This window comes from Streptomyces seoulensis, from assembly GCF_022846655.1.
Taxonomy (GTDB): domain Bacteria; phylum Actinomycetota; class Actinomycetes; order Streptomycetales; family Streptomycetaceae; genus Streptomyces.
Genome location: NZ_AP025667.1, coordinates 5,716,525 through 5,739,451, shown reverse-complemented (window position 1 = coordinate 5,739,451; position 22,927 = coordinate 5,716,525). Strand labels below are relative to the sequence as shown.

The window sequence follows — 22,927 nt, the reverse complement described above, 5'->3', positions numbered from 1 at the left end:
CAGCGGGACTACTCGGCGAGGACGGCCTCCGCGTCGAGCGTGACGCCGACCGCCTGGACCACGGAGGCGATCTTGAACGCCTCCTGGATCACGTCGCGCTCGACACCGGCCTTGCGCAGGACCTGCTCGTGCGAGTCCAGGCACAGACCGCAGCCGTTGATCGCGGAGACCGCGAACGACCACAGCTCGAAGTCGACCTTGTCGACGCCGGGGTTGCCGATGACGTTCATCCGCAGACCGGCGCGCAGGGTGCCGTACTCGTGGTCCGACAGCAGGTGCCGGGTGCGGTAGAAGACGTTGTTCATCGCCATGATGGCGGCGGCGGCCTTGGCCGCGTCGTACGCCTCGGGCGAGAGGTTGGCCTTCGCCTCCGGCTCCAGCTCACGCAGCACGATGGGGGAGCGCGAGGCGATCGCGGTCGCCAGCACGGCGCCCCAGAGCTGCTGGGCCGGGAGGTCGGAGTTGCCGATGACCGAGCCCAGGTTGAGCTTCAGGTCCTTGGCGTAGTCCGGGACACGGGACTTCAGCGAGTCGAGGGACATGGGTCACTCACCAGCCAGCAGCGCGACCGGGTCGAGGGTGTCCTCGCCCTTGCTCCAGTTGCACGGGCACAGCTCGTCCGTCTGGAGGGCGTCGAGGACCCGCAGGACCTCCTTGGGGTTACGGCCGACGGAACCGGCGGTCACCATGGTGAACTGGATCTCGTTGTTCTGGTCGACGATGAAGACGGCGCGCTTGGCGAAGCCGTCCTCGCCCTCGATGCCCAGGTCGCGCATCAGCTCGTGCTTGGAGTCCGCCATCATCGGGAACGGCAGGTCGGTGAGGTCCGGGTGGTCCTTGCGCCAGGCGTGGTGGACGAACTCGGAGTCACCGGAGAAGCCGAGGACCTGCGCGTCACGGTCGGCGAACTCGTCGTTCAGCTTGCCGAAGGCCGCGATCTCGGTCGGGCACACGAAGGTGAAGTCCTTCGGCCACGCGAAGACGATCTTCCACTTGCCCTCGTAGGTCTTGTGGTCGATCGTCTCGAACTCCTTGCCCTTCTCCAGCGAGACGCAGGCGGTCAGTTCGAACTCGGGGAACTTGTCACCGACAGTGAGCACGTGCTCTCCTTGCAGCGCGGGGACACCCCAGGTCACGGGATGTCTCCCTTGGGTTGGACTCGGCCGATGTTGGCACAGGGTGGATTGATTAGTGAAATAGCTACACTCGGTCCGGTTGATCGGAGGTGGCTATCAGTGACCATCAGTAGCGGCAAGCGGAAACAGCCGACCCTGGCGCAGTTGCGTGCCTTCGCCGCGGTCGCCGAGCACCTGCACTTCCGGGACGCGGCCGCCGCCATCGGGATGAGCCAGCCCGCGCTGTCCGGAGCGGTCGCCGCGCTGGAGGAGACCCTCGGGGTGGCCCTGGTGGAGCGTACGACCCGCAGGGTGCTGCTCTCGCCCGAGGGGGAGCGGCTCGCGGTGCGGGCGAAGGCGGTGCTCGTCGAGATGGCGGCGCTGCTGGAGGAGGCGGAGGCCGTCCGGGCGCCGTTCACCGGTGTGCTGCGGCTCGGCGTCATCCCGACCGTCGCCCCCTACCTGCTGCCCACCGTGCTGCGCCTGGTGCACGAGCGCTATCCGCAGCTCGACCTCCAGGTGCACGAGGAGCAGACCGCCAGCCTGCTGGACGGGCTGCACTCCGGGCGGCTCGACCTGCTGCTGCTCGCCGTCCCCCTCGGCGTGCCCGGGGTGACCGAACTCCCTCTGTTCGACGAGGACTTCGTGCTCGTCACCCCGCTCGGACACGAACTGGGCTGCCGCAGCGGCATCCCGCGCGAGGCGCTGCGCGAACTGAACCTGCTGCTGCTGGACGAGGGGCACTGCCTGCGCGACCAGGCACTGGAGATCTGCCGGGACGCCGGGCGGGAGATCCGGGGAGCCGGGGCAGCGGCCGGACGGCGGGACCCGGCCCCGGTCACCACCACGGCCGCCGGACTGTCCACCCTGGTCCAGTTGGTAGCCGGCGGGCTCGGCTGCACCCTGCTGCCGCGTACCGCCATCCGGCTGGAGGCGACCCGTGGCAGCAAGGTCCTCACCGGGTCCTTCGCCGCACCCGCCCCGAGCCGCCGTATCGCCCTCGCCATGCGCACGGCCGCGGCCCGCTCCGCCGAGTACGAGGAGCTGGCCGCGGCGCTGCGCGAGGCGATGTGCCCGCTGCCGGTGCGCATCGTGCGGGCGGCGGGCTGACCGGCTACTCCGTGCGCAGCCCCTCGGGGCGGACCATGCGGAGCAGCGGGGGCAGGCTGAGGAGGGTCACCCCCACGATCACCGCGGTGGCCACCGCCGTCATGGACAGGACGCCGGCCCAGTCCACGGCCACGGGGGTCGCCGTCATCTTCAGGAGCACGGCGCCCAGGATCACCCCCACCACCGCGGCCAGGACCAGGCCCAGGGCGATCGGCACCGACGCCTGCCACAGCACCGACAGGCCGAGGGTGCGGCGGCGGGTGCCGACGGCGACCAGGGTGGACAGCAGCTTGCGCCGCTCGCGCAACTGCTCCAACTGGGACACCAGCAGGCTCGCGCCGACCAGCATCAGCACGAAGGCGGCGCCGATGAACAGGCCGGTGCGCAGGGAGGCGTACTTGCCCGAGGTCTCGGACGCGGACATCGTCATCACCTCCGCGACCGGGTCGGCCTTCGCGGCCGTGTTGCGCACGTACTCCTGGAAGTCCGGCAGCGAGCCGTCCGCCCGGACGAAGATCTCACCGGACAGCGAGGGCGCGGCCCGCTCGGGCAGCGCGGCCGGGGTGAGCAGCAGCCCGTTGGCGTCCGGCATCAGCGAGTCGGCGCGGAAGGACGCCTCGGGCAGCGGGGACGGGACGGTGAACGGGACGGAGAGGCCGGGGATGTCGGCGAACGCCGGGTCGATGTAGGCGCGGTGGCCCGGCCGCAGCACCTCCGAGCGCATGCTGTTGTCGAACCGGGAGTCCCAGGCGGGGCCCCTCAGGAGGAACGCGTCGCCGTCGTGGCAGGACGGCAGGCGGGCCAGCTCCCGCAGGGCGGCGCAGTCGCCGACCACCATGTCGACACTGGCTTCCGGATCGCGGGACCGGTTCGCGATCTCGCCGGTGGCCAGCCCCACCGAGGCCCGTACGCCCTTCGTCCGGGCGATCGCTTCCGCCGCCGGGGCCACACGGGCGCGGTCGGGCAGGGTGATCTGCAACTGCGCGCGGGCCGGATCGTGGCCGGTGTCCGACACGTACTGGCTCTCGACGCCCGCGAAGAGCATCTGGAGCGCGATGGCCCCGGCGACCGCGACCGCGACGCCGTTGACCGTGCGGGCGGCCGTACCGCTGCTCAACTGGAGCCTTCGCACGGCGAGTTGCCAGGAGAGCGGGCCGGAGCCGAGGCGGGCGACGACGCGTTCCACCAGCCAGGGCAGCAGCGCGGTCACGCCGACCAGCAGCAGCAGGACACCGCCGGTCACCAGGTACTGGTTGAACTCGCCGTCGGAGCGGCCCTGTCCGAGCATCGGCGCGAGCATCGCGAGGCCCGCCAGCGGCACCAGCAGCCGCCACCACAGTCGGCGCCGGGCAGGGGTGGCGGTACGGACCACGCCCAGCGGCTCGATCACCACCGAGCGCATGGCGAACAGCGTCACCAGCACCGCGCAGGCCGGGACGGCCACCGCGACCAGCACGGCGAGGGCGGGGGAGGGGTCGACGAAGTCGGGGAAGAAGCTCTCGCCCATGATCTCCACCGACCCGGCCGCCTGCCGTCCGAGCAGGAAGAGCCCGGTACCGATCACCAGCCCCAGCACCGATCCGGCCAGCGCCTCGCCCGCCGCGATCCGCCGGGTGGTCCGGCTGTCGGCGCCCACCAGCCTGAGCGCGGCCAGTCTGCGGTCGCGCCGCTCGCCGCCGAACCGCACCGCCGCCGCGATGAACACGGCGACCGGGAGCAGCAGCGCCACGAACACGACCAGCACCATCATCAGCAGCACCGGGTCGGTCTCGCCGTCGCCGCGCTCCTGGCTGCCGAAGGAGGCCAGCCGCTCGGTGCGGGCCCCGCCCGACCTCGGCTCCAGGCCCTCGGCGCCCGCGTAGTAGGCGAGTTCACGCGAACCCAGCAGACCGCTCGCGCCGATGGTCCCCGTGATCCGGTACGGCAGCCGCTCGCGCAGCAGCCGCCCCTCGTCCGAGGCGAGCAGCCGGCGCAGCTCGGGCGAGACCACCATCTCGCCCCGGGCCGGGAAGCCGCTCAGCCCCGGCGGCAACGGGGCCTTGGGCCCTTCGGGTTCGAGCAGCCGGCCCCGGACCGGCTTGCTGCGCCAGTAGGTGTCGGTGGCGGACAGCAGCACCGTGTCGTCGGCCCTGGGCCGCACGGTCGTGGCGAAGGAGTAGTCCTGGCGGGCGTCCTCGCGGGCGTGGCGCGCGGAGATCACGCCGGGCAGCGCGGTGGTGAGCAGCAGCAACGCCACGCCCATACCGACGCCGACCGCGGTCAGCGCCGTACGGACCCACCCCTCGCGCCCCCCGGTCACGGCGAACCGGGCCCCCATCCCCAGGTCGCGGGCGTACTGCCGCACGCTCATACGCTGCGCTCCATGTCCCGTGACCGCCCGTCACGCACGACGACCTCGCGGTCGGACCAGGCCGCCACCCGCGCCTCGTGGGTGACGAGCACGACGGCCGCGCCGGCCGAGCGGGCCGCGTCGGTGAGCAGTTCCATCACGCGCTCGCCGTTGAGCGAGTCCAGCGCGCCGGTCGGCTCGTCGGCGAACAGCACCCGGGGCCCGGTGACCAGCGCCCGCGCCACCGCCACCCGCTGTCCCTGGCCGCCGGAGACCTCGCCGGGCCGCTTGCGCGCGAGGTCGTCCACCTCCAGCCGCTCCATCCAGGTGAGCGCGGCCCGCTCGGCCTCCTTGCGCGGGGTGCCGTTCAGCCGCAGGGGCAGCGCCACGTTCTCCACGCAGGTCAGCTCCGGCACCAGTTGCCCGAACTGGAAGACGAAGCCGAACTCGCCGCGCCTGAGGGCGCTGCGTTCGGCGTCGCCCATCGCGGTCAGCTCGCGTCCGGCGTAGGTGATCGAGCCCGAGTCGGGCCGGACGATCCCGGCGAGGCAGTGCAGCAGCGTGGACTTGCCGGAGCCGGAGGGGCCCATCACGGCGACGACCTCGCCGGGGTGGACGGAGAACGCGGCGCCGTCGAGGGCGGCCGTCGGTCCGTAGGACTTGCGCAGGTCGCGGGCGACGAGCAGGGAGCCGTCGGGCGGGGTCATGCGACCACCTCCGTGCGGAGCCTGTCGAGGCGCGCTGCGGTCAGTTCCAGCCAGCGCAGGTCGGCTTCGAGATGGAACAGGGCGTGGTCGCAGATCAACTGGTCGGCGAGGTCGCCCTTGCGCTTGCGGTCGGTGAGCACGCGCATGCTGCGCAGGTGCTCGGCGCGCTGGGTGTCGAGGATGTCGGCGGCGTCGCGCCGGGTCAGCAGGGCGAGGACGACCTTGGTGTAGAGGGTCGAGCGGAGGTAGTCCTCCGGCTTCTCGGGGCTGGAGAGCCAGCGCTCGACGTCCGTGATGCCGGCGTCGGTGATGGCGTACCGTTTTCGGTCGGGTCCGTCGCCCGCCTCGATGCCCTCGACCTCCACGAGGCCGTTCTTCAGCAGCCGGGACATGGTCGCGTAGACCTGCCCGTAGTGCAGCGGCCGGTCGTGGCCGAAGGTGTCGTCGAAGGCCCGCTTGAGGTCGTAACCGTGCCGGGGGCCGGACTCCAGGAGCCCTAGAAGGGTGTGACCGATGGACATGGCGAGCACTCTACACACGGTGTATACCTCGCGTGTATAGCGGGGTGCGGAACGGGCAAGTCCGCTTTTCCGGGCGTTCCCGAGGGCAACCTCTCCCCCTTCCTGCCCGTCGGTTCCTTTGGGGTGGGTGCTGATTCTCACGTCCGTAAAAGTGTGGATCGGACGCTCTTTGTCACATAGAGGGGTGTTAGCTTTCGGAGCTGACCCCGAGACGGAAGCGGAGCCAAGGGACCCATGGGACGAGCGGACGAGAGACGAGCGCGACAGCGCGGCGGCCACCGCGCGGCACCCGGACGCCGTTCACCAGCCCCGGCGTCCGAGCCGTCCGGCGGCAAGCCCGCCAAGGGCCGAATACGCCGGCTCTTCACCTGGAAGAAGATCGTCGGCACGGTCTTCGGCCTGTGCCTGCTGTGCATGGCCGGCTTCGCCGCGCTGTACATGTCGGTCGACGTGCCGGCCGGCAACGTCGCCGCCCAGCGCCAGAGCAACGTCTACAAGTACGACGACGGCACCGTCCTCGCCCGCGACGGCAAGGTCAACCGCGAGATAGTCGGCCTGTCCAAGGTGCCCCGCAAGGTCCAGCTCACCTTCGTCGCCGCCGAGAACAAGTCCTTCTACACCGACCCCGGCGTCGACCTGAAGGGCACCGCGCGCGGCATGCTCAACACCCTCGCGGGGCGCGGCAAGCAGGGTGGTTCGACCATCACCCAGCAGTACGTCAAGAACTACTACCTCAGCCAGGACCAGACCGTCTCCCGCAAGCTCAAGGAGATGGTCATCTCGCTGAAGGTGGAGCGCGAGAAGTCCAAGGACGACATCCTCGCCGGGTACATCAACACCAGCTACTACGGCCGCGGCGCCTACGGCATCCAGGCCGCCGCCCAGGCGTACTACCGCGTCGACGCCCAGGACCTCACCGTCGAACAGGGCGCCTACCTCGCCGCCCTCCTCCAGGCCCCCAGCCAGTACGACTGGGCCGCCGCCTCGCCCACCGGCAAGCGGTTGGTCACCGAGCGCTGGAACTACGTCCTGAACAACATGGTCAAGGAGCACTGGCTCGACCCGGGCAAGCGCGCCGCCCTGAAGTTCCCGGTGCCCAAGGAGCCCAAGGGCGCCCCCGGCATGACGGGTCAGAAGGGCTACCTGGTCTCGCTGGCCAACTCCCAGCTCGAGAGGCGGCTGATGGAGCAGGAGGGCATCTCCCGCTCGGAGGCCGAGGCCAAGGTCGAGGGCCAGGGCTGGAACATCACCCTCCACGTCGACCGCAAGAAGCAGGCCGCGCTGGAGAAGTCGGTCAAGACCCAGCTCACCAGCAAGCTCGACCCGAAGCGGCGCCCGGTCGACGCCGACGTCCAGGCCGGCGCGGTCTCCGTCGACCCCAGGACCGGCGGGATCGTCGCCCTCTACGGCGGCAAGGACTACTACAGCCACTGGTTCGACAACGCCACCCGCCGCGACTACCAGCCGGCCTCCACCTTCAAGCCGGTCATCCTCGCCGCGGCGCTGGAGCACGGCGCCACCACCCAGAGCGGGACGCTCATCGGGGCGAGCACCGTCTACGACGGCACCAGCCGCCGCCAGGTCCTCGACCACGGCTCCCGCGTCGGCTTCGCCCCGCCCAACGAGGACGACGCGGACTACGGCCCGGTCACCGTCCAGCAGGCCATGAACAAGTCCGTCAACTCCGTGTTCGCGCAGATGGGCGTGGACGTCGGCATGGACAAGGTCATGGACACCGCGAAGCAGCTCGGCATGGACACCGAGGGCATGCAGGCGGTCCCGGCGCAGACCCTCGGCTCCATGGGCGCCAGCCCGCTGGAGATGGCGGGCATGTACGCCACCCTCGACAACCACGGCCGCAAGGTCACCCCGAGCATCGTCAAGTCGGCCGAGCAGGGCGGCCGTACGGTCCAGATGCCGGACCCGGTCGGCGAGCGGGTGCTGGACCGCACCACCGCCGACACCGTGACCTCCGTGCTCACCGGCGTCGTCGACGACGGCACCGCCCGGCAGTCCGTGGCGAACGACGCGCTGCGCGCCGGGCAGCAGGTGGCGGGCAAGACCGGCACCTCCGACTGCAACCGCTCGGCCTGGTTCACCGGGTACACCCCCGATCTCGTCACCTCCGTCGGCCTGTTCGGCGAGGCGGCCAAGGACGGCGGCACCGGCTGCGAGGGCGAGAAGGTCAAGCGCAACGCCCATGTCTCGCTCAAGGGCGCGATGGGCGGCGGCCGCGTCAACGGCGGCGGTCCCCCGGCCCGGATCTGGGCGGCCTACACCTTCGGCGTGACCCGGCAGGCCGAGTTCGACCTCGACACCACCCAGGGTGCCGCCATCGCCCCGACCCCGCCGCCGACCCCCAGCGAGACCCCGTCCCGGACGCCGTCCGAGACACCTAGCAGCGAACCGCCGACCTCCGAGAGCCCGTCCGAGACGCCGAGCGAGACCCCGAGCGACACCGGGACCCCGACGCCTCCCACCCAGAGCCCGACCACGCCGCCGACCACGCAGCCGCCGACCGGGGGCATCACCCCGCGCAACCCGTTCGACCCCCGCCAGCGGGACGACGGCCAGTAGGACCCCGCACGCGCGAAGGGCGCCCGGCGACATGCCGGGCGCCCTTCGCGTCGTACCGGACGGGATCAGCCCCCGTGCAGCTCGAACCAGACGACCTTGCCGACACTCAGCCGGGTCGCGCCCCAGCGCCGGGCCAGCTTGTTGACCAGGTACAGGCCGCGGCCGCCCTCGTCGGTGGCTCTCGCCTGGCACAGCCGGGGCAACTGCGGCACGTCGTCACCGACCTCGCAGCGCAGCACGTCCGTGCGCAGCAGCCGCAGCGTCACCGGACGCGTGGTGTAGCGCACCGCGTTGGTGACCACCTCGCTGACCAGCAGCTCCACCGAGTCCGTCAGCTCCTCCAGGCCCCAGTCGGCCAGCGCCGCACGGGCCAGCCGGCGTGCCTTGCCCGGCGCCGCGTCCTCCGCGTCCAGCGACCAGCACTTCACATCGCTGGACGCGATCCCCTCGAAGCGGGCCGCGAGCAGGGCGATGTCGTCGTCCCGGTCGCCCGGGCCGAGCATGTCCAGCACCTCGTCGCACAGGGCTTCCAGCGGCGGCGGGTGGTCCGGGCCGGTCAGTTGCGCGGTCGCGGTCAACCGCTCCCGCAACTGCTCTATGCCCGTCCACACGTCCCGCAGCCGGGACTCCACCAGGCCGTCGGTGTACAGCAGCAGCGTGGCTCCGGCGGGCGCGTCCAGCTCGACCGCCTCGAAGTCCACCCCGCCCACGCCGATCGGCGCGCCCGGCGGCACCCGCAGCACCTCCGCGGTCCCGCCCAGGTGCAGCAGCACCGGCGGCGGATGACCGGCGTTGGCGATCGTGATGCGGTGCGTGACCGGGTCGTAGACCGCGTACATGCAGGTCGCCATGCGGTCCGTGCCCAGGCGCTGCGCCTGTTCGTCCAGGTGGTGCAGCACCTCCTCGGGCGGCAGGTCGAGACCGGCCAGGGTCTGCGCGGTGGTGCGCAGTTGGCCCATGATCGCCGCCGAGGTCATGGAGTGGCCCATCACGTCGCCGACCACCAGCGCCACCCGGCTGCCCGGCAGCGGGATCGCGTCGTACCAGTCGCCGCCCACCCGGGCCGTCTCCGCCGCGGGCAGGTAGCGCGAGGCCAGCCGCACCCCGGTGGGATGCGGCAGCGTCTCGGGCAGCATGGTGCGCTGCAACTCGTCCGCGATGTACGCCTCGCGGCCGTACAGCACCGCCTTGTCGATGCCGAGCGCGCTGTGCGTGGCGAGCTGCGCCGCCACCAGCAGGTCCTCCGCCTCGAAGGCCAGCCGGTCCGGGCGGCGCAGGAACACCGCCGCGCCGATCACCCGGCGCCGCCCGCGCAGCGGCGCGAGGATCGCCCGCTGCCCGGACGGTACGACCGCCTCGCCGTCCTCGCCGAGCAGTTCGGGCAGCGCGGCGCGGGCGGCGGGGGTGTCCGCGAACACCGGGCGCACCCCGCGCAGCACCTCGTTCAGCGCGCCGCCAGGACGCACCTCGCACAGCTCGGCGGTCAGCGCGGCCGGCCCGGAGAGCGCGGCCAGCGCCGAGGACTCGGCGTCCGGCTCCGGGAACGACGGAGGCAGCAGCAGGCCCTCGGTCTCCCGCTCGTCCGGGATCCGGTCGGTGCGGCGCAGCCGCAGCACCACCGGCCCGGTGGGCCGCTCGTCGCCGACCGGCAGCGGGTCGCGCAGGTAGACGAGGATCGCGTCGGAGAACGTGGGCACGGTGGCGCGGCACAGGCCCATCACGATCTCGTCCAGGTCGAGACCGCGCGCGATGCGCCGGGTGGCCGCGCCGACGAACCGCAGCCGGTCGCCGTCACGGCGCATGGGCATGGGGCGGCCCGGCGGGCCACCGCGCCCGGTGCGTCGCTCCTGGCCGCCCGCCGCGCGCTCCTGCTCGGCGCCCGGCTGGGCGGGAATGGACTCCGGCGCCGGCCTCGGACGGTGTTCCCCCACGCTGGACTTCGCGCGCGCGGGAGGTTCCCCCATGGGCTCGGCGGCGGCCGGCTGCGAGTGCTCAGGGCCGTTGACTGGGCGCTCCTTCTTCTTGTTCTTCCCCGTGCCCGCGCCGCCCCGTGCCTGGGCCGGGGCACCCAGCAGCGCCCCGCGCACGGCGGGGTCGACGCCCGGCTGGGGGCGTCCGCAGGAGGAAGTGGGCTGCTCCGTCACGCGTGTCGAATCCGTCCGTCCGGGGCTGCGCGCAGGGCGCGCGGGAGATGCCGCCGAAGTCCCGATACCCGGAATACATGCCCCAGGAACGGAATTCCCGCGTGGTCGGAGGCAGTTTCCACCGCCGGGGGGAACCCCGCGGTCCTCGCGCCGCCGTTGCCCTCGTACCCCTCGCTCACGTGCTGCCGCCCCTCGGTGACATATGGTCAGGCTCTGCGCAGACTCCGGCAGTTGTACCTCGGTGCCCTTGCGGAGGACGATCCTACGGTTGTGGTCCGGGGGCGCATCAAGGGTCTCATGAGGACATGTGCGCGGGCGTACGGTCCCAGTCCTCCGGAAGTGCCGGAACCGACCACGCCGGATCGGGCCGCCAGTGCTGCCAGCCGTCCGTGAACGGCGCCCCCCATGCCCGGATCACCTCCACCGCCCGCCGTCCCGCCGCCCGGACCCGCCCGGCGGTCTCCGCGTCCATCAGGCCGTCCCGCTGCGCCTGGGCGAACTCGTCCTCGTCCCGCCAGTGCCAGGTGCGGTCCGGGTGGACGGAGATGTCCAGGAAGTGGTCCTCGGAGTCGACCCCGCCGGCCCAACGGGCCAGTGGTTGCTCCAGGTTGACGTACCAGTTCTTGAAGCGCCAGCCCGGTTCCCAGAACAGCCACACCGACCAGGGCTCGCCGGGCCGGGCCAGCTTCAGCACCCCGGTGCCGAACCAGCGGTCCCGCCGCACCACGCGCGGCTTGGTGTAGCGGGACTCCAGCGGTTCCAGATGCACCGGCGTGCCGTCGGCGAGCACCGGCTTGACGCACTCGGTGCCGGGGGCCAGCCAGACCGCGAGCAGATCCGCGTCGTCCCGGACGACGGTGACGGGACGCGCGATGTGGAACGCGTCGCCCGCGTTCTCCCGGTACCGCCACAGGATCGGGGTGCCGGGCGTCCAGTACGCCGTAGGGGCCGCTTCCGCTCGTCTCACCGCTTCGTCGTCCGTCATGGGCAGATATTAGGTGCCGGAAGCACCCGCTGCTGCGGTGCGCGTCACCCTTCCGGACAGGTGGCGGGAAATCGACGGAGCTGTTCGCGGCCCGTCACGGGCGCGTCATCCGCAGGACATCCAGCGCCTCGTCCAACTGCTCCAGGGTGAGGTCACCGCGCTCCACGTAGCCGCCCTCCAGGACCACCTCGCGGATCGTCTTGCGTTCCGCGAGCGACTTCTTGGCGATCCTCGCGGCCTCCTCGTAGCCGACGTAGCGGTTGAGCGGGGTCACCACGGAGGGGGAGGACTCGGCGTACTCGCGGGCGCGTTCCCGGTCGGCGGTGATGCCGTCGATCGTGCGGTCGGCCAGCAGGCGGGAGGCGTTGGCCAGCAGCCGGACCGACTCCAGCACGTTCTTCGCCATGACCGGGAGCATCACGTTCAGCTCGAAGTTCCCGGCGGCCCCGGCGGTGGCGATGGTGGCGTCGTTGCCGACGACCTGCGCCGCGACCATCAGCACCGCCTCCGGGACGACCGGATTGACCTTGCCCGGCATGATCGAGGAGCCCGGCTGGAGGTCGGGCAGCCGGATCTCGGCCAGACCGGTGCGCGGGCCGGAGGACATCCAGCGCAGATCGTTGGCGATCTTCGTCAGGCCGACCGCGACGGTCCGCAGTTGCCCGCTGGTCTCCACGACCGCGTCGCGCGCCCCCTGGGCCTCGAAGTGGTCGCGGGCCTCGGTGAACGGCAGCCCGGTCGCCCGCGCCACCTCCTCGATCACCGCCGCCGAGAAGCCGGGCGGGGTGTTGATGCCGGTGCCCACCGCCGTTCCGCCGAGCGGGAGTTCGGCCAGCCGGGGCAGCGAGGAACGCAGCCGTTCCACGCCGTACGTCACCTGTGCCGCGTAGCCGCCGAACTCCTGACCCAGGGTCACGGGGGTCGCGTCCATCAGATGGGTGCGCCCCGCCTTGACCACGTCGGCGAACTCCGCCGCCTTGCGGGTGAGGGCGGCGGCCAGGTGCTCCAGCGCCGGGATCAGGTCGTGGACCAAGGCCGCGGTGGCCGCCACGTGGAGGGAGGAGGGGAAGACGTCGTTGGACGACTGGGAGGCGTTGACCTGGTCGTTGGGGTGCACGTCCCGGCCCAGCCGCTCACCGGCGAGGGTGGCGATCACCTCGTTGGCGTTCATGTTGGAGGAGGTGCCGGAGCCGGTCTGGAAGACGTCCACCGGGAAGTGCTCGTCCCACCGGCCCGACGCGACCTCCTCGGCGGCCTCCTGGATCGCGTCGGCCACGTCCCGATCCAGCACCCCCAGGTCGGCGTTCACCTTCGCCGCCGCCCCCTTGATCCGGGCCAGCGCCTCGATGTGCGCGCGCTCCAGGCGCTGGCCGGAGACCGGGAAGTTCTCGACGGCGCGCTGGGTCTGCGCGCGCCACTTGGCGTGGGCGGGGACGCGGACCTCGCCCATGGAGTCGTGCTCGGTGCGGTACTCGTCGGTCATACCCGGTACAGCGAACGGGGGCGCCGTGATGTTCCTCGGCTGAGCCGGACGGGGTCCGGCGGGCGCCTTCGGCGGACGGGGCTCGGCGGACGCCGTTCGGTGGACGCCGTTCAGTGGACCGAGAAGCCGCCGTCCACGAAGAGGGACTGGCCGGTGACGTAGGCGGAGGACCGGCTCGCCAGGAAGACGGCCGCGCCCGCGAAGTCCTCGGCGAGCCCGTTACGGCCCACCATCGTCCGCGCGGCCAGCGCCGCCACCTTCTCCGGGTCGGACGACAGCCGGCTGTTGAGCGGCGTCATCACGAAGCCCGGCACCAGCGTGTTGCAGGTGACGCCGTACGGCGACCATTCCTCGGCCTGGGAGCGCGCGAGCGACTCCAGCGCGCCCTTGGACACCCCGTAGGCCCCCGAGCGGACGAACGCGCGGTGCGCCTGCTGGGAGGAGATGTGGATGATCCGCCCGAACCCGCGCTCGGCCATCCCCGGCCCGAACCGCCGGCTCAGCAGGTGGGGTGCATGGAGGTTCACGGCGAGGGTGAGGTCCCACTCCTCCTCGCTCAACTCGCTGAAGGGCGGCCGCAGATTGATCCCGGCGCAGTTGACGAGGATGTCGGGCTCCCCGAACACCCCGGCCGCCTCTTCCCCGGCGGCCCGGACCCCCTCACGGGTGCTCAGGTCGGCGCTCACCCACCCCGCCCGGCAGCCGAGTTCGCCGAGCTGGGCACAGGTGGCCTCCAGCGCCTCCTTGCCGCGCGCCACGACCACCACGGAGGCACCGGCCCGCGCCAGTGCCTCGGCGATGGCCCGCCCGATCCCGGAGCTGCCCCCGGTCACCACGGCGACCCGCCCGTCCAGCGAGAACAGCCCGGAGAGATAAGCCTGAGAAGTCATGCCCGCACCCTAGGGGCCGTCCGGAACGGCCCCCAGGGCGGGAGTGGTCACGCCAGGCCGGGACCCCGGACCGGGATCGACGTGAACGTCGGGGCCGGGGCCGGGTCCTGGAAGAAGTCGTTGCCCTTGTCGTCGACCACGACGAAGGCCGGGAAGTCCTCGACCTCGATCTTCCAGACCGCCTCCATGCCCAGCTCCTCGTACTCCAGGACCTCGACCTTCTTGATGCAGTCCTGGGCGAGGCGGGCGGCGGGGCCGCCGATGGAGCCGAGGTAGAAGCCGCCGTGGGCGTCGCACGCGGCGGTGACCTGCTTGCTCCGGTTGCCCTTGGCGAGCATCACCTTGGAGCCGCCGGCCGCCTGGAACTGCTCTACGTAGGAGTCCATGCGCCCGGCCGTGGTCGGACCGAAGGAGCCGGAGGCGTAGCCCTCGGGGGTCTTCGCCGGGCCCGCGTAGTAGACGGGGTGGTCCTTGAGGTACTGGGGCATGCCCTCGCCCGCGTCCAGCCGCTCCTTGATCTTGGCGTGCGCGATGTCGCGGGCCACGACCAGCGGGCCGGTCAGCGAGAGGCGGGTCTTGACCGGGTACTTGGTCAGCTCCGCGAGGATCTCGTCCATCGGCTGGTTGAGGTCGATCTTCACGACGTCCGAGGACTCGTCGAGGTGCTCGTCCGTCGTCTCCGGCAGGAAGCGCGCCGGGTCCGTCTCCAACTGCTCCAGGAACACGCCCTCGGCGGTGATCTTGGCGACGGCCTGGCGGTCGGCCGAGCAGGAGACGGCGATGGCGACCGGGCAGGACGCGCCGTGCCGGGGCAGGCGCACCACGCGCACGTCGTGGCAGAAGTACTTGCCGCCGAACTGGGCGCCGATGCCGATCTTCTGCGTCAGCTCGAAGACCTTCTCCTCCAGCTCCTTGTCCCGGAAGCCGTGACCGAGCGCGGACCCCTCGGCCGGGATCTCGTCCAGGTAGTGCGCGGAGGCGTACTTCGCGGTCTTCAGCGCGAACTCGGCCGACGTACCGCCGACCACGATCGCCAGGTGGTACGGCGGGCAGGCGGCCGTGCCCAGCGAACGGATCTTCTCCTCCAGGAACTTCATCATGGAGGACTCGTTCAGGACGGCCTTCGTCTCCTGGTACAGGAAGGACTTGTTGGCCGAACCGCCGCCCTTGGCCATGAAGAGGAACTTGTAGGCGCCGCCGTCGGCCGCGTACAGCTCGATCTGCGCCGGGAGGTTGGAGCCGGTGTTCTTCTCCTCCCACATGGTGAGCGGAGCCATCTGCGAGTAGCGCAGGTTGAGGTTCAGGTAGGCGTCGTAGATGCCGCGGCTCAGCGCTTCCTCGTCGCCGCCCTCGGTCAGCACGTTCTGGCCGCGCTTGCCCATGACGATCGCGGTGCCGGTGTCCTGGCACATCGGGAGCACGCCCGCCGCCGCGATGTTCGCGTTCTTCAGCAGGTCCAGCGCGACGAACTTGTCGTTGCCGGAGGCCTCCGGGTCATCGATGATCCGGCGCAACTGGGCGAGGTGGGCGGGGCGCAGGTAGTGCTGGATGTCGTGGATGGCCTCCTCGGCCAGCTTGCGCAGCGCCTCCGGCTCCACCTTGAGGAACGTCCGCCCGTCCGGCCCCTCGACGGTGGACACACCCTCGGAGGTCACCAGGCGGTAGGGCGTGGTGTCCTCTCCCTGGGGGAGCAGATCGGTGTACGCGAACTCAGGCATCTCAGCCCATTCCTCACTCGACGGACGGCGCCCGCCGACGCTGGCGAGCCTGTCCAGCGTAGAACCCCCCTCGGACATCGCGCCGGTGAGGTAAGACTCACTTGGCGGGAGCCGGCGCCGGGCAACGTTGTCGGGGCAGTTGTCCACAGCCCCTAGTCGCGATCTATCGCGTTTCGGTACTCTGCTGTCGTGGACCTTCACAAGCACGCCCAGCCCGCGGACACCGCCCCGCGCCCGGCCGACCTGCGCGCCTCCGACGCGGACCGCGACCGCGTCGCCGACATCCTCCGCGAGGCCCTGGCCGAGGGCCGGCTGACCGCCGAGGAGCACGCCGAGCGGGTGGAGGGGGTGCTGCACACCAAGACCGTCGGCGAGCTGGACGTCTTCATACGTGACCTCCCGGCCGCCCACGACCGCCCCGCAGCGCCCGCGTACAGCTCCGTGCCGAACCGTCCGCTGCCCGGCGCGCTCCCGGCCGAGGCCGACACCAGTGTGGTCGCCGTCTTCAGCAGCGCCGTGCGCCGGGGCCGCTGGCGTGCGGGCCGCCGGCTGCACGCGTTCGCGGTCTTCGGCAGCGTCGAGATAGACCTCAGCGAGGCGCTCTTCGAGTACCAACAGGTGGTGATCAAGGCGGTCTCGGTCTTCGGGGACGTCCAGATCCGGGTCCCGGAGAACGTGTCGCTGCGCGGCACGGGCGGCAGCGTGCTGGGCAACTTCGAGGTCAGCACGCTGGACTCGGTCCAGTCCGACGCCCCCGTGATCTACGTCGACGGCTGGTCGGTGCTCGGGAACGTGGAGGCGCGGCCCAAGCGAGGCCGGATCGTGGCGGACATCCTCGACCGGGTCCAGGATCGGGTCGACCGGAAGCTGCGCAAACACCTGGACCGTTGACGGTCGTGAATTCGTCCCGGTTCCGCGCGGAGGCGGAACCCCGGCGGACGCTCGTGTGAAGGGTGCGAACAAGCCGTCGCGCGCCGGTGGTTGGGAACGCAGTGCATAGGCGCGCGTACAACGGGTAGGGCTTGCTGCATCGTCTCTCGCTAGCGAATCCGTCGTCAGGAGTAGACCGTGCTGCAACCGCCGCATTCGTCCCTGCAGGTAGCCGCCGTTCCGGCCCAGCGGGGGCCGGCGCGAGACAGGGATCAGGACGCGCCCTGGCACACCGAGGCGGTGTGCCGCCGCGACGAGGCCGGTCTGTTCTTCGCCCCGTCGAAGGAGCCGACCGCCGCCCGCCTGTCCCGCGAGGAGGCGGCGAAGCGGGTGTGCGCCCGCTGTCCGGTGATGATCGAGTGCCGTGAACACGCCCTGCTCCAGCCCGAGCCCTACGGCGTCTGGGGCGGCCTGACCGCGGCCGAGCGCCGGGTGGTCCTGGCCCGCAGGCGCAGGCGCGAGGTGGAGCTGCAGAAGACGACGGCGGCCCGCATAGCGGGCTGAGCCGGAAGTTCTCAGGGGCGCGGGGAACCACGCGACCGGTCTCGGCGGACCGGCAACCGCAGGAACCCCCCGCCCCCTCAGGCGCTACTTCGCCCGGTCGAAGTCGACCGCGCTGTAGGCCCGCAGCTTGCTCAGCCGGTGCTCGGAGTCGATCTTCCGCACGGTGCCCGACTTGGACCGCATCACGATGGAATCGGTCGTCGCGGTCTCGGACCGGTACCGCACTCCCCGCATCAGCTCGCCGTCGGTGATCCCGGTGGCCACGAAGAACACGTTCTCCCCGCTCACCAGATCGTCCGTGGTCAGCACCCGGTCCAGGTCGTGCCCGGCGGCGATCGCGCGCTCCCGCTCCTCGTCGTCCTTGGGCCACAGCTTCCCCTGGATCGTCCCGCCCAGGCACTTCACCGCGCAGGCCGAGATGATCCCCTCGGGGGTGCCGCCGACGCCGAGCAGCAGGTCGATACCGGTGCCCTCCCGCAGCGCCAGGATGGAGCCCGCCACGTCTCCGTCCGAGATCAGCTTGATCCGCGCGCCGGTGTCCCGGATCTCCTTGATGACCCCCTCGTGCCGGGGCCGGTCCAGGATGACGACGGTGACGTCCTCGGGCGTGCGCCGCTTGGCCTTGGCGACCCGGCGGATGTTGACCGACACGGGGGCGTCGATGTCGACGAAGTCGGCCGCCTCGGGCCCGGTGACCAGCTTGTCCATGTAGAACACGGCGGACGGGTCGAACATGGCGCCGCGCTCGGCGGCGGCCAGCACGGCGATCGCGTTCGGCATGCCCTTGGCCGTCAGCGTGGTGCCGTCGATCGGGTCGACCGCGATGTCGACCTCGGGTCCGGTGCCGTCGCCGACCCGCTCTCCGTTGAAGAGCATCGGCGCTTCGTCCTTCTCGCCCTCGCCGATGACGACGACGCCGTTCATGGACACGGTCGAGACGAGGGTCCGCATGGCGCGCACGGCGGCACCGTCGGCGCCGTTCTTGTCGCCGCGGCCTACCCAGCGGCCCGCGGCCATGGCCGCGGCTTCGGTGACTCGGACCAGTTCCAGGGCGAGGTTCCGGTCGGGAGCCTCGGAGGGAACATCGAGTTCGGACGGAAGAAGATGATGCTCGGTCATCGGAGCGCACCTTTCTGATACGACGACGGCCGGATGAGGGTGTGGGGTGACTCTATCCCCGGACTGAAAAAATGAGCAGGGGGCCCCACGGATGAGCGCGGAGGGCACCTGCGACCATAGGGGGCGTGGCAGGTTCGAACGGCAAGCAGAAGACGGTCCGGGACATGATCCTCTCCCTGGCCCTCATCGGTATCGCGGCGGCGGTCGTCTACGTCTTCGTCCCGCACGACGACCATGCGCCCGACCTCCCCCGGGTCGACTACACGGTCGAGACGACCACGGCACGCAGGGCCGTGAGCTACCCGGTGGCGGCCCCCGAGGGGCTGCCGGACACCTGGAAGGCGACCTCCGTCCGCTTCCGTGGCGAGGAGTCCGACCGCTGGCACCTCGGCTTCCAGGACCCCGAGGGCGAGTACGTGCAGGTCGAGCAGTCCGCCCAGAAGCGCTCCGACTTCATCGAGCAGGCCACCCAGGGTTCCTCGGCGACCGGGAAGACCGAGAAGATCGACGGCCGAACCTGGACCCGCTACACCGGCGGCCGCTACGACGCCCTCGTGCTGGAGGGCACCCCCGGCTCCACCACGGTGGTGTCGGGCACCGCGTCCTTCGACCGCCTGACCACCATGGCGACGGCGCTCAAGATGGCGTAGCGGCCCCCTCTCACGATGCGCGAAGGCCCCCGGAATCGCATTCCGGGGGCCTTCGCGCGTGCGGTGACCTGCTGAAAGAGCCGGCTCAGACGGTCGTGATCACGTCGTCGTACGCCAGGCGCGGGCTGCGCGGGTACGAGGCGTCCGCGGCCGGGCGGCCGATGTTGACGATCATCAGCGGGGCGTGGTCGTCGTCCAGGAACTCCTTGCGGACACCCTCGGGGTCGAAGCCGGTCATCGGGCCCGCGGCCAGTCCGGCGGCGCGGACGCCGACGACGAAGTAGGCGGCCTGGAGCGCGGCGTTCAGCGCGGCGGAGCGCTCACGGACCGGGCGCTCGGCGAAGAAGGCGTCCTTGGCCTGCGGGAACGCCGGGAACAGGGCCGGCAGCTCCTCGTGGAACTCGTTGTCCGCCGAGAGGATCGCGACCAGCGGGGCCGCGGCCGTCTTGGCGCGGTTGCCCTCCGCCATGTGCCCGAGCAGGCGCTCGCGGGCCTCGGGGGAGCGGACCAGGGTGATGCGCAGCGGGGTCTGGTTGAAGGCGGTGGGGCCGTACTTCACCAGGTCGTAGATCGCGCGGACCTGCTCGTCGGTCACCGGCTCGTCGGTGAAGGAGTTGGCGGTGTGGGCCTCGCGGAACAGCAGGTCCTGGGCGGCCGGGTCGAGAACGAGAGACATGCGTGACTTCCTGGGGTGCGCGTACGGTCCGCGGCGCGGGACCGGCTGACGGACCCGACCCTACGCCAGGGAAGTTCAAGTTTTAACAAAGGCGCGCGGGGCGCTACTCGTCCCCGTCTTCCTCCGCCTCCTCGGCGAGCGCCGCGTCCAGCCGCTCCCGCGCCCCCTCCAGCCAGCGACGGCACACCTTGGCCAGCTCCTCGCCGCGCTCCCACAGCGCGAGGGACTCCTCCAGCGTCGTACCGCCCGCCTCCAGCCGCCGCACGACCTCGATCAACTCGTCCCGCGCCTGCTCGTACGACAGCGCCTCGTCCACCTTGCTGCTCATCCGCCCACCCTATTCATCGCCGCCGACATCCACCCGGACCGCGAACTCGCCCGCCGCCACCCGTGCCCGCAGCGGCTCGCCCTCCGTCACCTCGGCCGGGTCGCGGACCACGTGGCCGTCCTCCTTCTGGAGCACCGCGTAGCCCCGCCGGAGGGTGGCCGCGGGGGAGAGGGCGACCACGCGCGCGTGCGTGTGGGTCAGCTCCGACTCCGCCCGGTCCAGCAGATGCCCCAGTGTGCGCCGGGCGCGGCCCAGCAGCGCGTCCACCTGCTCGGCCCGCTCGTCCAGCATCCGGTGCGGGCGCTCCATCACGGGCCGGGCCAGGGCGTGCGCGAGCCCCCGCTCCTCCCGCTCCAGCAGCGCGCTCGCGCAGCGCCGGCCGCGGTCGCGCAGCATCTGTACCCGCGCCAGCTCCTCACCCACGTCCGGTACGACCTTCTTGGCCGCGTCGGTCGGGGTGGAGGCCCGCAGGTCGGCCACCAGGTCCAGCAGCGGGGTGTCCGGCTCGTGCCCGATCGCCGAGACCACCGGCGTACGGCACGCGGCCACCGTCCGTACCAGCTCCTCGTCGGAGAACGGCAGGAGGTCCTCCACGCTGCCGCCGCCGCGGGCCACCACGATCACGTCCACGTCGTCCCGCGCGTCCAGCTCCTTGACCGCCTGGACCACCTGCGGCACCGCGTGCACCCCCTGCACCGGCACGTTGCGCACCTCGAAACGGACGGCGGGCCAGCGGTGCCGGGCGTTCTCCAGCACGTCGCGCTCGGCCGCCGACGCCCGGCCGCACACCAGCCCGATGAGCTGCGGCAGGAACGGCAGCGGCTTCTTGCGGTCGGCGGCGAACAGCCCCTCCGCCGCGAGCGACTTCTTGAGCTGCTCCAGGCGGGCCAGCAGCTCGCCCACGCCCACCGGCCGTATCTCCGCCGCCCGCAGCGAGAGCTGCCCGCGCGGCGCGTACCACTCCGGCTTGGCCAGCACCACGACCCGGGCGCCCTCGCCGACCACGTCCGCGACGGTGTCGAACACCTGCCGGTAGCAGGTCACGCTCACCGAGATGTCGTGCGAGGGGTCGCGCAGCGTCAGGAAGACCACCCCGGCACCCGGCCGGCGCGACAACTGGGTGATCTGTCCCTCGACCCACACCGCGCCCAGCCGGTCGATCCAGCGTCCGATCAGCCGGGAGACCTCTCCGACCGGGAGCGGGGCCTCGGGCGACGTGTTCACAGCCATGCCGCGAGCGTAACGGCCGCCGCCGACAAAGGGGGTGCGCCGGGAGCACCCCCCGGGGGGATCTACGAGGTTGCCCGCCCGGCCTTACGATGGATCGCATGACCGCTTCGCCTGGCCGCCGTGTCCTGCTCGCCGCCCCCCGTGGCTACTGCGCCGGTGTGGACCGCGCCGTGATCGCCGTCGAGAAGGCCCTCGAGCAGTACGGGGCCCCGATCTACGTCCGGCACGAGATCGTCCACAACAAGTACGTCGTGCAGACCCTGGAGAAGAAGGGCGCGATCTTCGTCGAGCAGACGGAGGAGGTGCCGCCGGGGCACATCGTGATGTTCTCCGCGCACGGCGTCGCCCCGACCGTGCACGAGGAGGCGAAGCGCGGACAGCTCGCCACCATCGACGCCACCTGCCCCCTGGTCACCAAGGTCCACAAGGAAGCCGTCCGCTACGCCAACGACGACTACGACATCCTCCTGATCGGTCACGAGGGCCACGAGGAGGTCATCGGCACCTCCGGCGAGGCCCCCGAGCACATCCAGCTCGTCGACGGCCCCGAGGACGTCGCCAAGGTCGAGATCCGCGACCCCTCCAAGGTCGTCTGGCTCTCCCAGACCACCCTGTCCGTGGACGAGACCATGGAGACCGTGGACGCCCTCAAGGCGAAGTTCCCCGGCCTGGTCTCCCCGCCCAGCGACGACATCTGCTACGCCACCCAGAACCGCCAGCTCGCGGTCAAGCAGATGGGCGCCGAGGCCGAGCTGGTCATCGTGGTCGGCTCGCGCAACTCCTCCAACTCCGTGCGCCTCGTCGAAGTCGCCAAGCTCGCCGGTGCCCGTGAGGCGTACCTGGTGGACTACGCGAGCGAGATCGACGAGACCTGGCTGGAAGGCGTCACCACGGTCGGTGTCACCTCCGGTGCCTCCGTGCCCGAGGTCCTGGTCGAGGAGGTCCTCGAGTGGCTGACCCAGCGCGGCTACGGCGACGTGGAGCTGGTCAAGGCGGCCGAGGAGTCCATCACCTTCTCCCTGCCCAAGGAGCTCCGCCGCGACCTGCGCGAGGAGGCGGCGGCCCTGGCGGCCCAGCGTGGCGGAACCGGTACGCCCGAGGCGTGACCCTCAGTCGTACGTCGTAACGTGGGGCCATGCAGATCTTCGGCGTGGACATCGGCGGATCCGGGATCAAGGGTGCCCCGGTGGACCTGGACAAGGGCGATCTCGCCCAGGAGCGCTGCAAGGTGCTCACCCCGCACCCGGCGACGCCCGAGGGCGTCGCCGACGGTGTGAAGGAAGTGATCGACCACTTCGGCTGGACCGGCCCGGTCGGGCTGACCTTCCCCGGAGTGGTCCAGGACGGCGCCACGATCCTCACCGCGGCGAACGTCGACAAGAGCTGGGTCGGCACGGACGCCCGCGCGCTGTTCAGCGAACGGCTGGGCGGGCTGCCGGTGACACTGGTCAACGACGCGGACGCGGCCGGCATCGCCGAGATGCAGTTCGGTGCCGGGCGCGGGCGGCGGGGCACGGTCATCGTGCTCACCTTCGGCACCGGCATCGGCAGCGCGGTCTTCACCGACGGCGTGCTGGTCGCCAACACCGAGCTGGGCCACCTCGAGCTGAACGGCCACGACGCGGAGAAGAAGGCGTCGAGCAAGGCCAAGGAGGACGGCGACCTGACCTGGGAGCACTGGGCCCGGCGCGTCCAGAAGTACCTGGCGCACCTGGAGATGCTGTTCTCGCCCGAGCTGTTCATCATCGGCGGCGGGGTGAGCCGCAAGGCCGAGAAGTTCCTCCCGCACATCAAGGGCATCAAGTCCGAGATCGTCCCGGCCCAGCTCCAGAACAACGCGGGGATCGTGGGCGCGGCGATGCGGGCGGAGCAGCGGGCTTCCGCGGAGTAGCGGGGCCGGGGCAGCCGCCG

General features: G+C 71.6%; 21 protein-coding genes. 7 read left to right on the top strand and 14 right to left on the bottom strand.

Going from position 1 to position 22,927, the window contains the following annotated elements; translation table 11 throughout:
- Positions 1-8 precede the first annotated feature (8 nt).
- Together HEK131_RS26210 and HEK131_RS26205 are read right to left on the bottom strand one after the other, a co-directional pair.
- Entirely contained in the window at positions 9-542 is a 534-nt protein-coding gene (locus tag HEK131_RS26210) for an alkyl hydroperoxide reductase (RefSeq protein WP_217461163.1), read from the bottom strand.
- A gap of 3 nt (positions 543-545) precedes the next feature.
- Positions 546-1,100, bottom strand: coding sequence for a peroxiredoxin (locus HEK131_RS26205; RefSeq protein WP_135783929.1), 555 nt, complete (start codon positions 1,098-1,100; stop codon positions 546-548).
- Between the two features lie 135 nt (positions 1,101-1,235).
- Here HEK131_RS26205 and HEK131_RS26200 point away from each other — a divergent pair, with 135 nt between their 5' ends.
- A complete protein-coding gene (locus HEK131_RS26200; RefSeq protein ID WP_244337217.1) occupies positions 1,236-2,225 on the top strand; it encodes a hydrogen peroxide-inducible genes activator in 990 nt (329 codons plus the stop codon).
- Positions 2,226-2,229: 4 nt separating this feature from the next.
- On the opposite strand, the gene HEK131_RS26195 is transcribed toward HEK131_RS26200, so the two are convergent.
- Genes HEK131_RS26195 through HEK131_RS26185 form a run of 3 tightly spaced genes read right to left on the bottom strand, consistent with a single transcriptional unit; the run spans position 2,230 to position 5,782 of the window.
- Complete coding sequence (locus HEK131_RS26195; RefSeq protein ID WP_244337216.1) at positions 2,230-4,575, bottom strand: ABC transporter permease; 2,346 nt, start codon at positions 4,573-4,575, stop codon at positions 2,230-2,232.
- On the bottom strand, positions 4,572-5,261 hold the full coding sequence (locus HEK131_RS26190) for an ABC transporter ATP-binding protein (RefSeq protein WP_217461166.1): 690 nt from the start codon (positions 5,259-5,261) through the stop codon (positions 4,572-4,574). Before HEK131_RS26190 ends, HEK131_RS26195 begins: the two co-directional genes overlap by 4 nt.
- Positions 5,258-5,782 (bottom strand): PadR family transcriptional regulator, encoded by a 525-nt coding sequence (locus HEK131_RS26185; RefSeq protein WP_244337215.1) that lies wholly within the window; start codon positions 5,780-5,782, stop codon positions 5,258-5,260. The genes HEK131_RS26190 and HEK131_RS26185 overlap by 4 nt, the downstream gene beginning before the upstream one ends.
- Before the next feature lie 234 nt (positions 5,783-6,016).
- Between HEK131_RS26185 and HEK131_RS26180 the strand changes: the two genes are divergently transcribed.
- Positions 6,017-8,359, top strand: coding sequence for a transglycosylase domain-containing protein (locus HEK131_RS26180; RefSeq protein ID WP_217461168.1), 2,343 nt, complete (start codon positions 6,017-6,019; stop codon positions 8,357-8,359).
- A 65-nt stretch (positions 8,360-8,424) separates the two neighbouring features.
- On the opposite strand, the gene HEK131_RS26175 is transcribed toward HEK131_RS26180, so the two are convergent.
- The 5 genes from HEK131_RS26175 to HEK131_RS26155 all read right to left on the bottom strand — a co-directional run bounded on the left by HEK131_RS26175 (position 8,425) and on the right by HEK131_RS26155 (position 15,579).
- Complete coding sequence (locus HEK131_RS26175) at positions 8,425-10,503, bottom strand: SpoIIE family protein phosphatase (RefSeq protein ID WP_217461169.1); 2,079 nt, start codon at positions 10,501-10,503, stop codon at positions 8,425-8,427.
- Positions 10,504-10,798: 295 nt separating this feature from the next.
- Positions 10,799-11,488 (bottom strand): cytidylyl-2-hydroxypropylphosphonate hydrolase, encoded by a 690-nt coding sequence (gene fomD / locus HEK131_RS26170; protein ID WP_217461170.1) that lies wholly within the window; start codon positions 11,486-11,488, stop codon positions 10,799-10,801.
- 94 nt (positions 11,489-11,582) lie between these two features.
- Positions 11,583-12,971 (bottom strand): class II fumarate hydratase, encoded by a 1,389-nt coding sequence (locus HEK131_RS26165; protein WP_244337214.1) that lies wholly within the window; start codon positions 12,969-12,971, stop codon positions 11,583-11,585.
- Between the two features lie 110 nt (positions 12,972-13,081).
- Positions 13,082-13,861, bottom strand: a complete 780-nt coding sequence (locus HEK131_RS26160) for an SDR family NAD(P)-dependent oxidoreductase (protein ID WP_244337213.1) — start codon at positions 13,859-13,861, stop codon at positions 13,082-13,084.
- A gap of 47 nt (positions 13,862-13,908) precedes the next feature.
- Positions 13,909-15,579 carry a fumarate hydratase gene (locus HEK131_RS26155; RefSeq protein ID WP_217461173.1) on the bottom strand — a complete coding sequence of 557 codons (1,671 nt, stop codon included), beginning with the start codon at positions 15,577-15,579 and terminating at the stop codon, positions 13,909-13,911.
- Positions 15,580-15,768: 189 nt separating this feature from the next.
- On the opposite strand from HEK131_RS26155, the gene HEK131_RS26150 reads away from it, so the two are divergent.
- Entirely contained in the window at positions 15,769-16,470 is a 702-nt protein-coding gene (locus HEK131_RS26150) for a DUF1707 SHOCT-like domain-containing protein (protein WP_217461174.1), read from the top strand.
- A 177-nt stretch (positions 16,471-16,647) separates the two neighbouring features.
- Positions 16,648-17,013: a WhiB family transcriptional regulator gene (locus HEK131_RS26145; protein ID WP_161146701.1), complete on the top strand. Its 366-nt coding sequence runs from the start codon at positions 16,648-16,650 to the stop codon at positions 17,011-17,013.
- Between the two features lie 84 nt (positions 17,014-17,097).
- Here HEK131_RS26145 and glpX read toward each other — a convergent pair whose 3' ends face one another.
- Complete coding sequence (glpX, locus tag HEK131_RS26140) at positions 17,098-18,132, bottom strand: class II fructose-bisphosphatase (protein ID WP_217461175.1); 1,035 nt, start codon at positions 18,130-18,132, stop codon at positions 17,098-17,100.
- A 125-nt stretch (positions 18,133-18,257) separates the two neighbouring features.
- Here glpX and HEK131_RS26135 point away from each other — a divergent pair, with 125 nt between their 5' ends.
- A complete protein-coding gene (locus HEK131_RS26135; protein WP_161146699.1) occupies positions 18,258-18,782 on the top strand; it encodes a DUF4245 domain-containing protein in 525 nt (174 codons plus the stop codon).
- 85 nt (positions 18,783-18,867) lie between these two features.
- Here HEK131_RS26135 and HEK131_RS26130 read toward each other — a convergent pair whose 3' ends face one another.
- From HEK131_RS26130 to xseA, 3 genes are all read right to left on the bottom strand, one after another.
- The gene (locus HEK131_RS26130) at positions 18,868-19,458 is read right to left on the bottom strand and encodes a malonic semialdehyde reductase (protein WP_217461176.1); all 591 of its coding nucleotides are present in this window, start codon (positions 19,456-19,458) and stop codon (positions 18,868-18,870) included.
- A 103-nt stretch (positions 19,459-19,561) separates the two neighbouring features.
- A complete protein-coding gene (locus tag HEK131_RS26125; RefSeq protein WP_217461177.1) occupies positions 19,562-19,786 on the bottom strand; it encodes an exodeoxyribonuclease VII small subunit in 225 nt (74 codons plus the stop codon).
- 9 nt (positions 19,787-19,795) lie between these two features.
- Positions 19,796-21,016, bottom strand: a complete 1,221-nt coding sequence (gene xseA, locus HEK131_RS26120) for an exodeoxyribonuclease VII large subunit (RefSeq protein ID WP_244337212.1) — start codon at positions 21,014-21,016, stop codon at positions 19,796-19,798.
- Between the two features lie 89 nt (positions 21,017-21,105).
- Here xseA and HEK131_RS26115 point away from each other — a divergent pair, with 89 nt between their 5' ends.
- Positions 21,106-22,122: a 4-hydroxy-3-methylbut-2-enyl diphosphate reductase gene (locus HEK131_RS26115; RefSeq protein ID WP_202494770.1), complete on the top strand. Its 1,017-nt coding sequence runs from the start codon at positions 21,106-21,108 to the stop codon at positions 22,120-22,122.
- Positions 22,123-22,151: 29 nt separating this feature from the next.
- Positions 22,152-22,907, top strand: coding sequence for a polyphosphate--glucose phosphotransferase (gene ppgK / locus HEK131_RS26110; protein ID WP_217461179.1), 756 nt, complete (start codon positions 22,152-22,154; stop codon positions 22,905-22,907).
- Positions 22,908-22,927: the final 20 nt, after the last annotated feature.

Bases quoted from the DNA above. Each gene is read 5' to 3' on its own strand.
- HEK131_RS26210 (WP_217461163.1), bottom strand. From the start codon at position 542: ATGTCCCTCGACTCGCTGAAGTCCCGTGTCCCGGACTACGCCAAGGAC.
- HEK131_RS26195 (WP_244337216.1), bottom strand. From the start codon at position 4,575: ATGAGCGTGCGGCAGTACGCCCGCGACCTGGGGATGGGGGCCCGGTTC.
- HEK131_RS26190 (WP_217461166.1), bottom strand. From the start codon at position 5,261: ATGACCCCGCCCGACGGCTCCCTGCTCGTCGCCCGCGACCTGCGCAAG.
- HEK131_RS26185 (WP_244337215.1), bottom strand. From the start codon at position 5,782: ATGTCCATCGGTCACACCCTTCTAGGGCTCCTGGAGTCCGGCCCCCGG.
- HEK131_RS26180 (WP_217461168.1), top strand. From the start codon at position 6,017: ATGGGACGAGCGGACGAGAGACGAGCGCGACAGCGCGGCGGCCACCGC.
- fomD (WP_217461170.1), bottom strand. From the start codon at position 11,488: ATGACGGACGACGAAGCGGTGAGACGAGCGGAAGCGGCCCCTACGGCG.
- HEK131_RS26165 (WP_244337214.1), bottom strand. From the start codon at position 12,971: ATGACCGACGAGTACCGCACCGAGCACGACTCCATGGGCGAGGTCCGC.
- HEK131_RS26160 (WP_244337213.1), bottom strand. From the start codon at position 13,861: ATGACTTCTCAGGCTTATCTCTCCGGGCTGTTCTCGCTGGACGGGCGG.
- HEK131_RS26155 (WP_217461173.1), bottom strand. From the start codon at position 15,579: ATGCCTGAGTTCGCGTACACCGATCTGCTCCCCCAGGGAGAGGACACC.
- glpX (WP_217461175.1), bottom strand. From the start codon at position 18,132: ATGACCGAGCATCATCTTCTTCCGTCCGAACTCGATGTTCCCTCCGAG.
- HEK131_RS26130 (WP_217461176.1), bottom strand. From the start codon at position 19,458: ATGTCTCTCGTTCTCGACCCGGCCGCCCAGGACCTGCTGTTCCGCGAG.
- HEK131_RS26125 (WP_217461177.1), bottom strand. From the start codon at position 19,786: ATGAGCAGCAAGGTGGACGAGGCGCTGTCGTACGAGCAGGCGCGGGAC.
- xseA (WP_244337212.1), bottom strand. From the start codon at position 21,016: ATGGCTGTGAACACGTCGCCCGAGGCCCCGCTCCCGGTCGGAGAGGTC.
- HEK131_RS26115 (WP_202494770.1), top strand. From the start codon at position 21,106: ATGGATCGCATGACCGCTTCGCCTGGCCGCCGTGTCCTGCTCGCCGCC.
- ppgK (WP_217461179.1), top strand. From the start codon at position 22,152: ATGCAGATCTTCGGCGTGGACATCGGCGGATCCGGGATCAAGGGTGCC.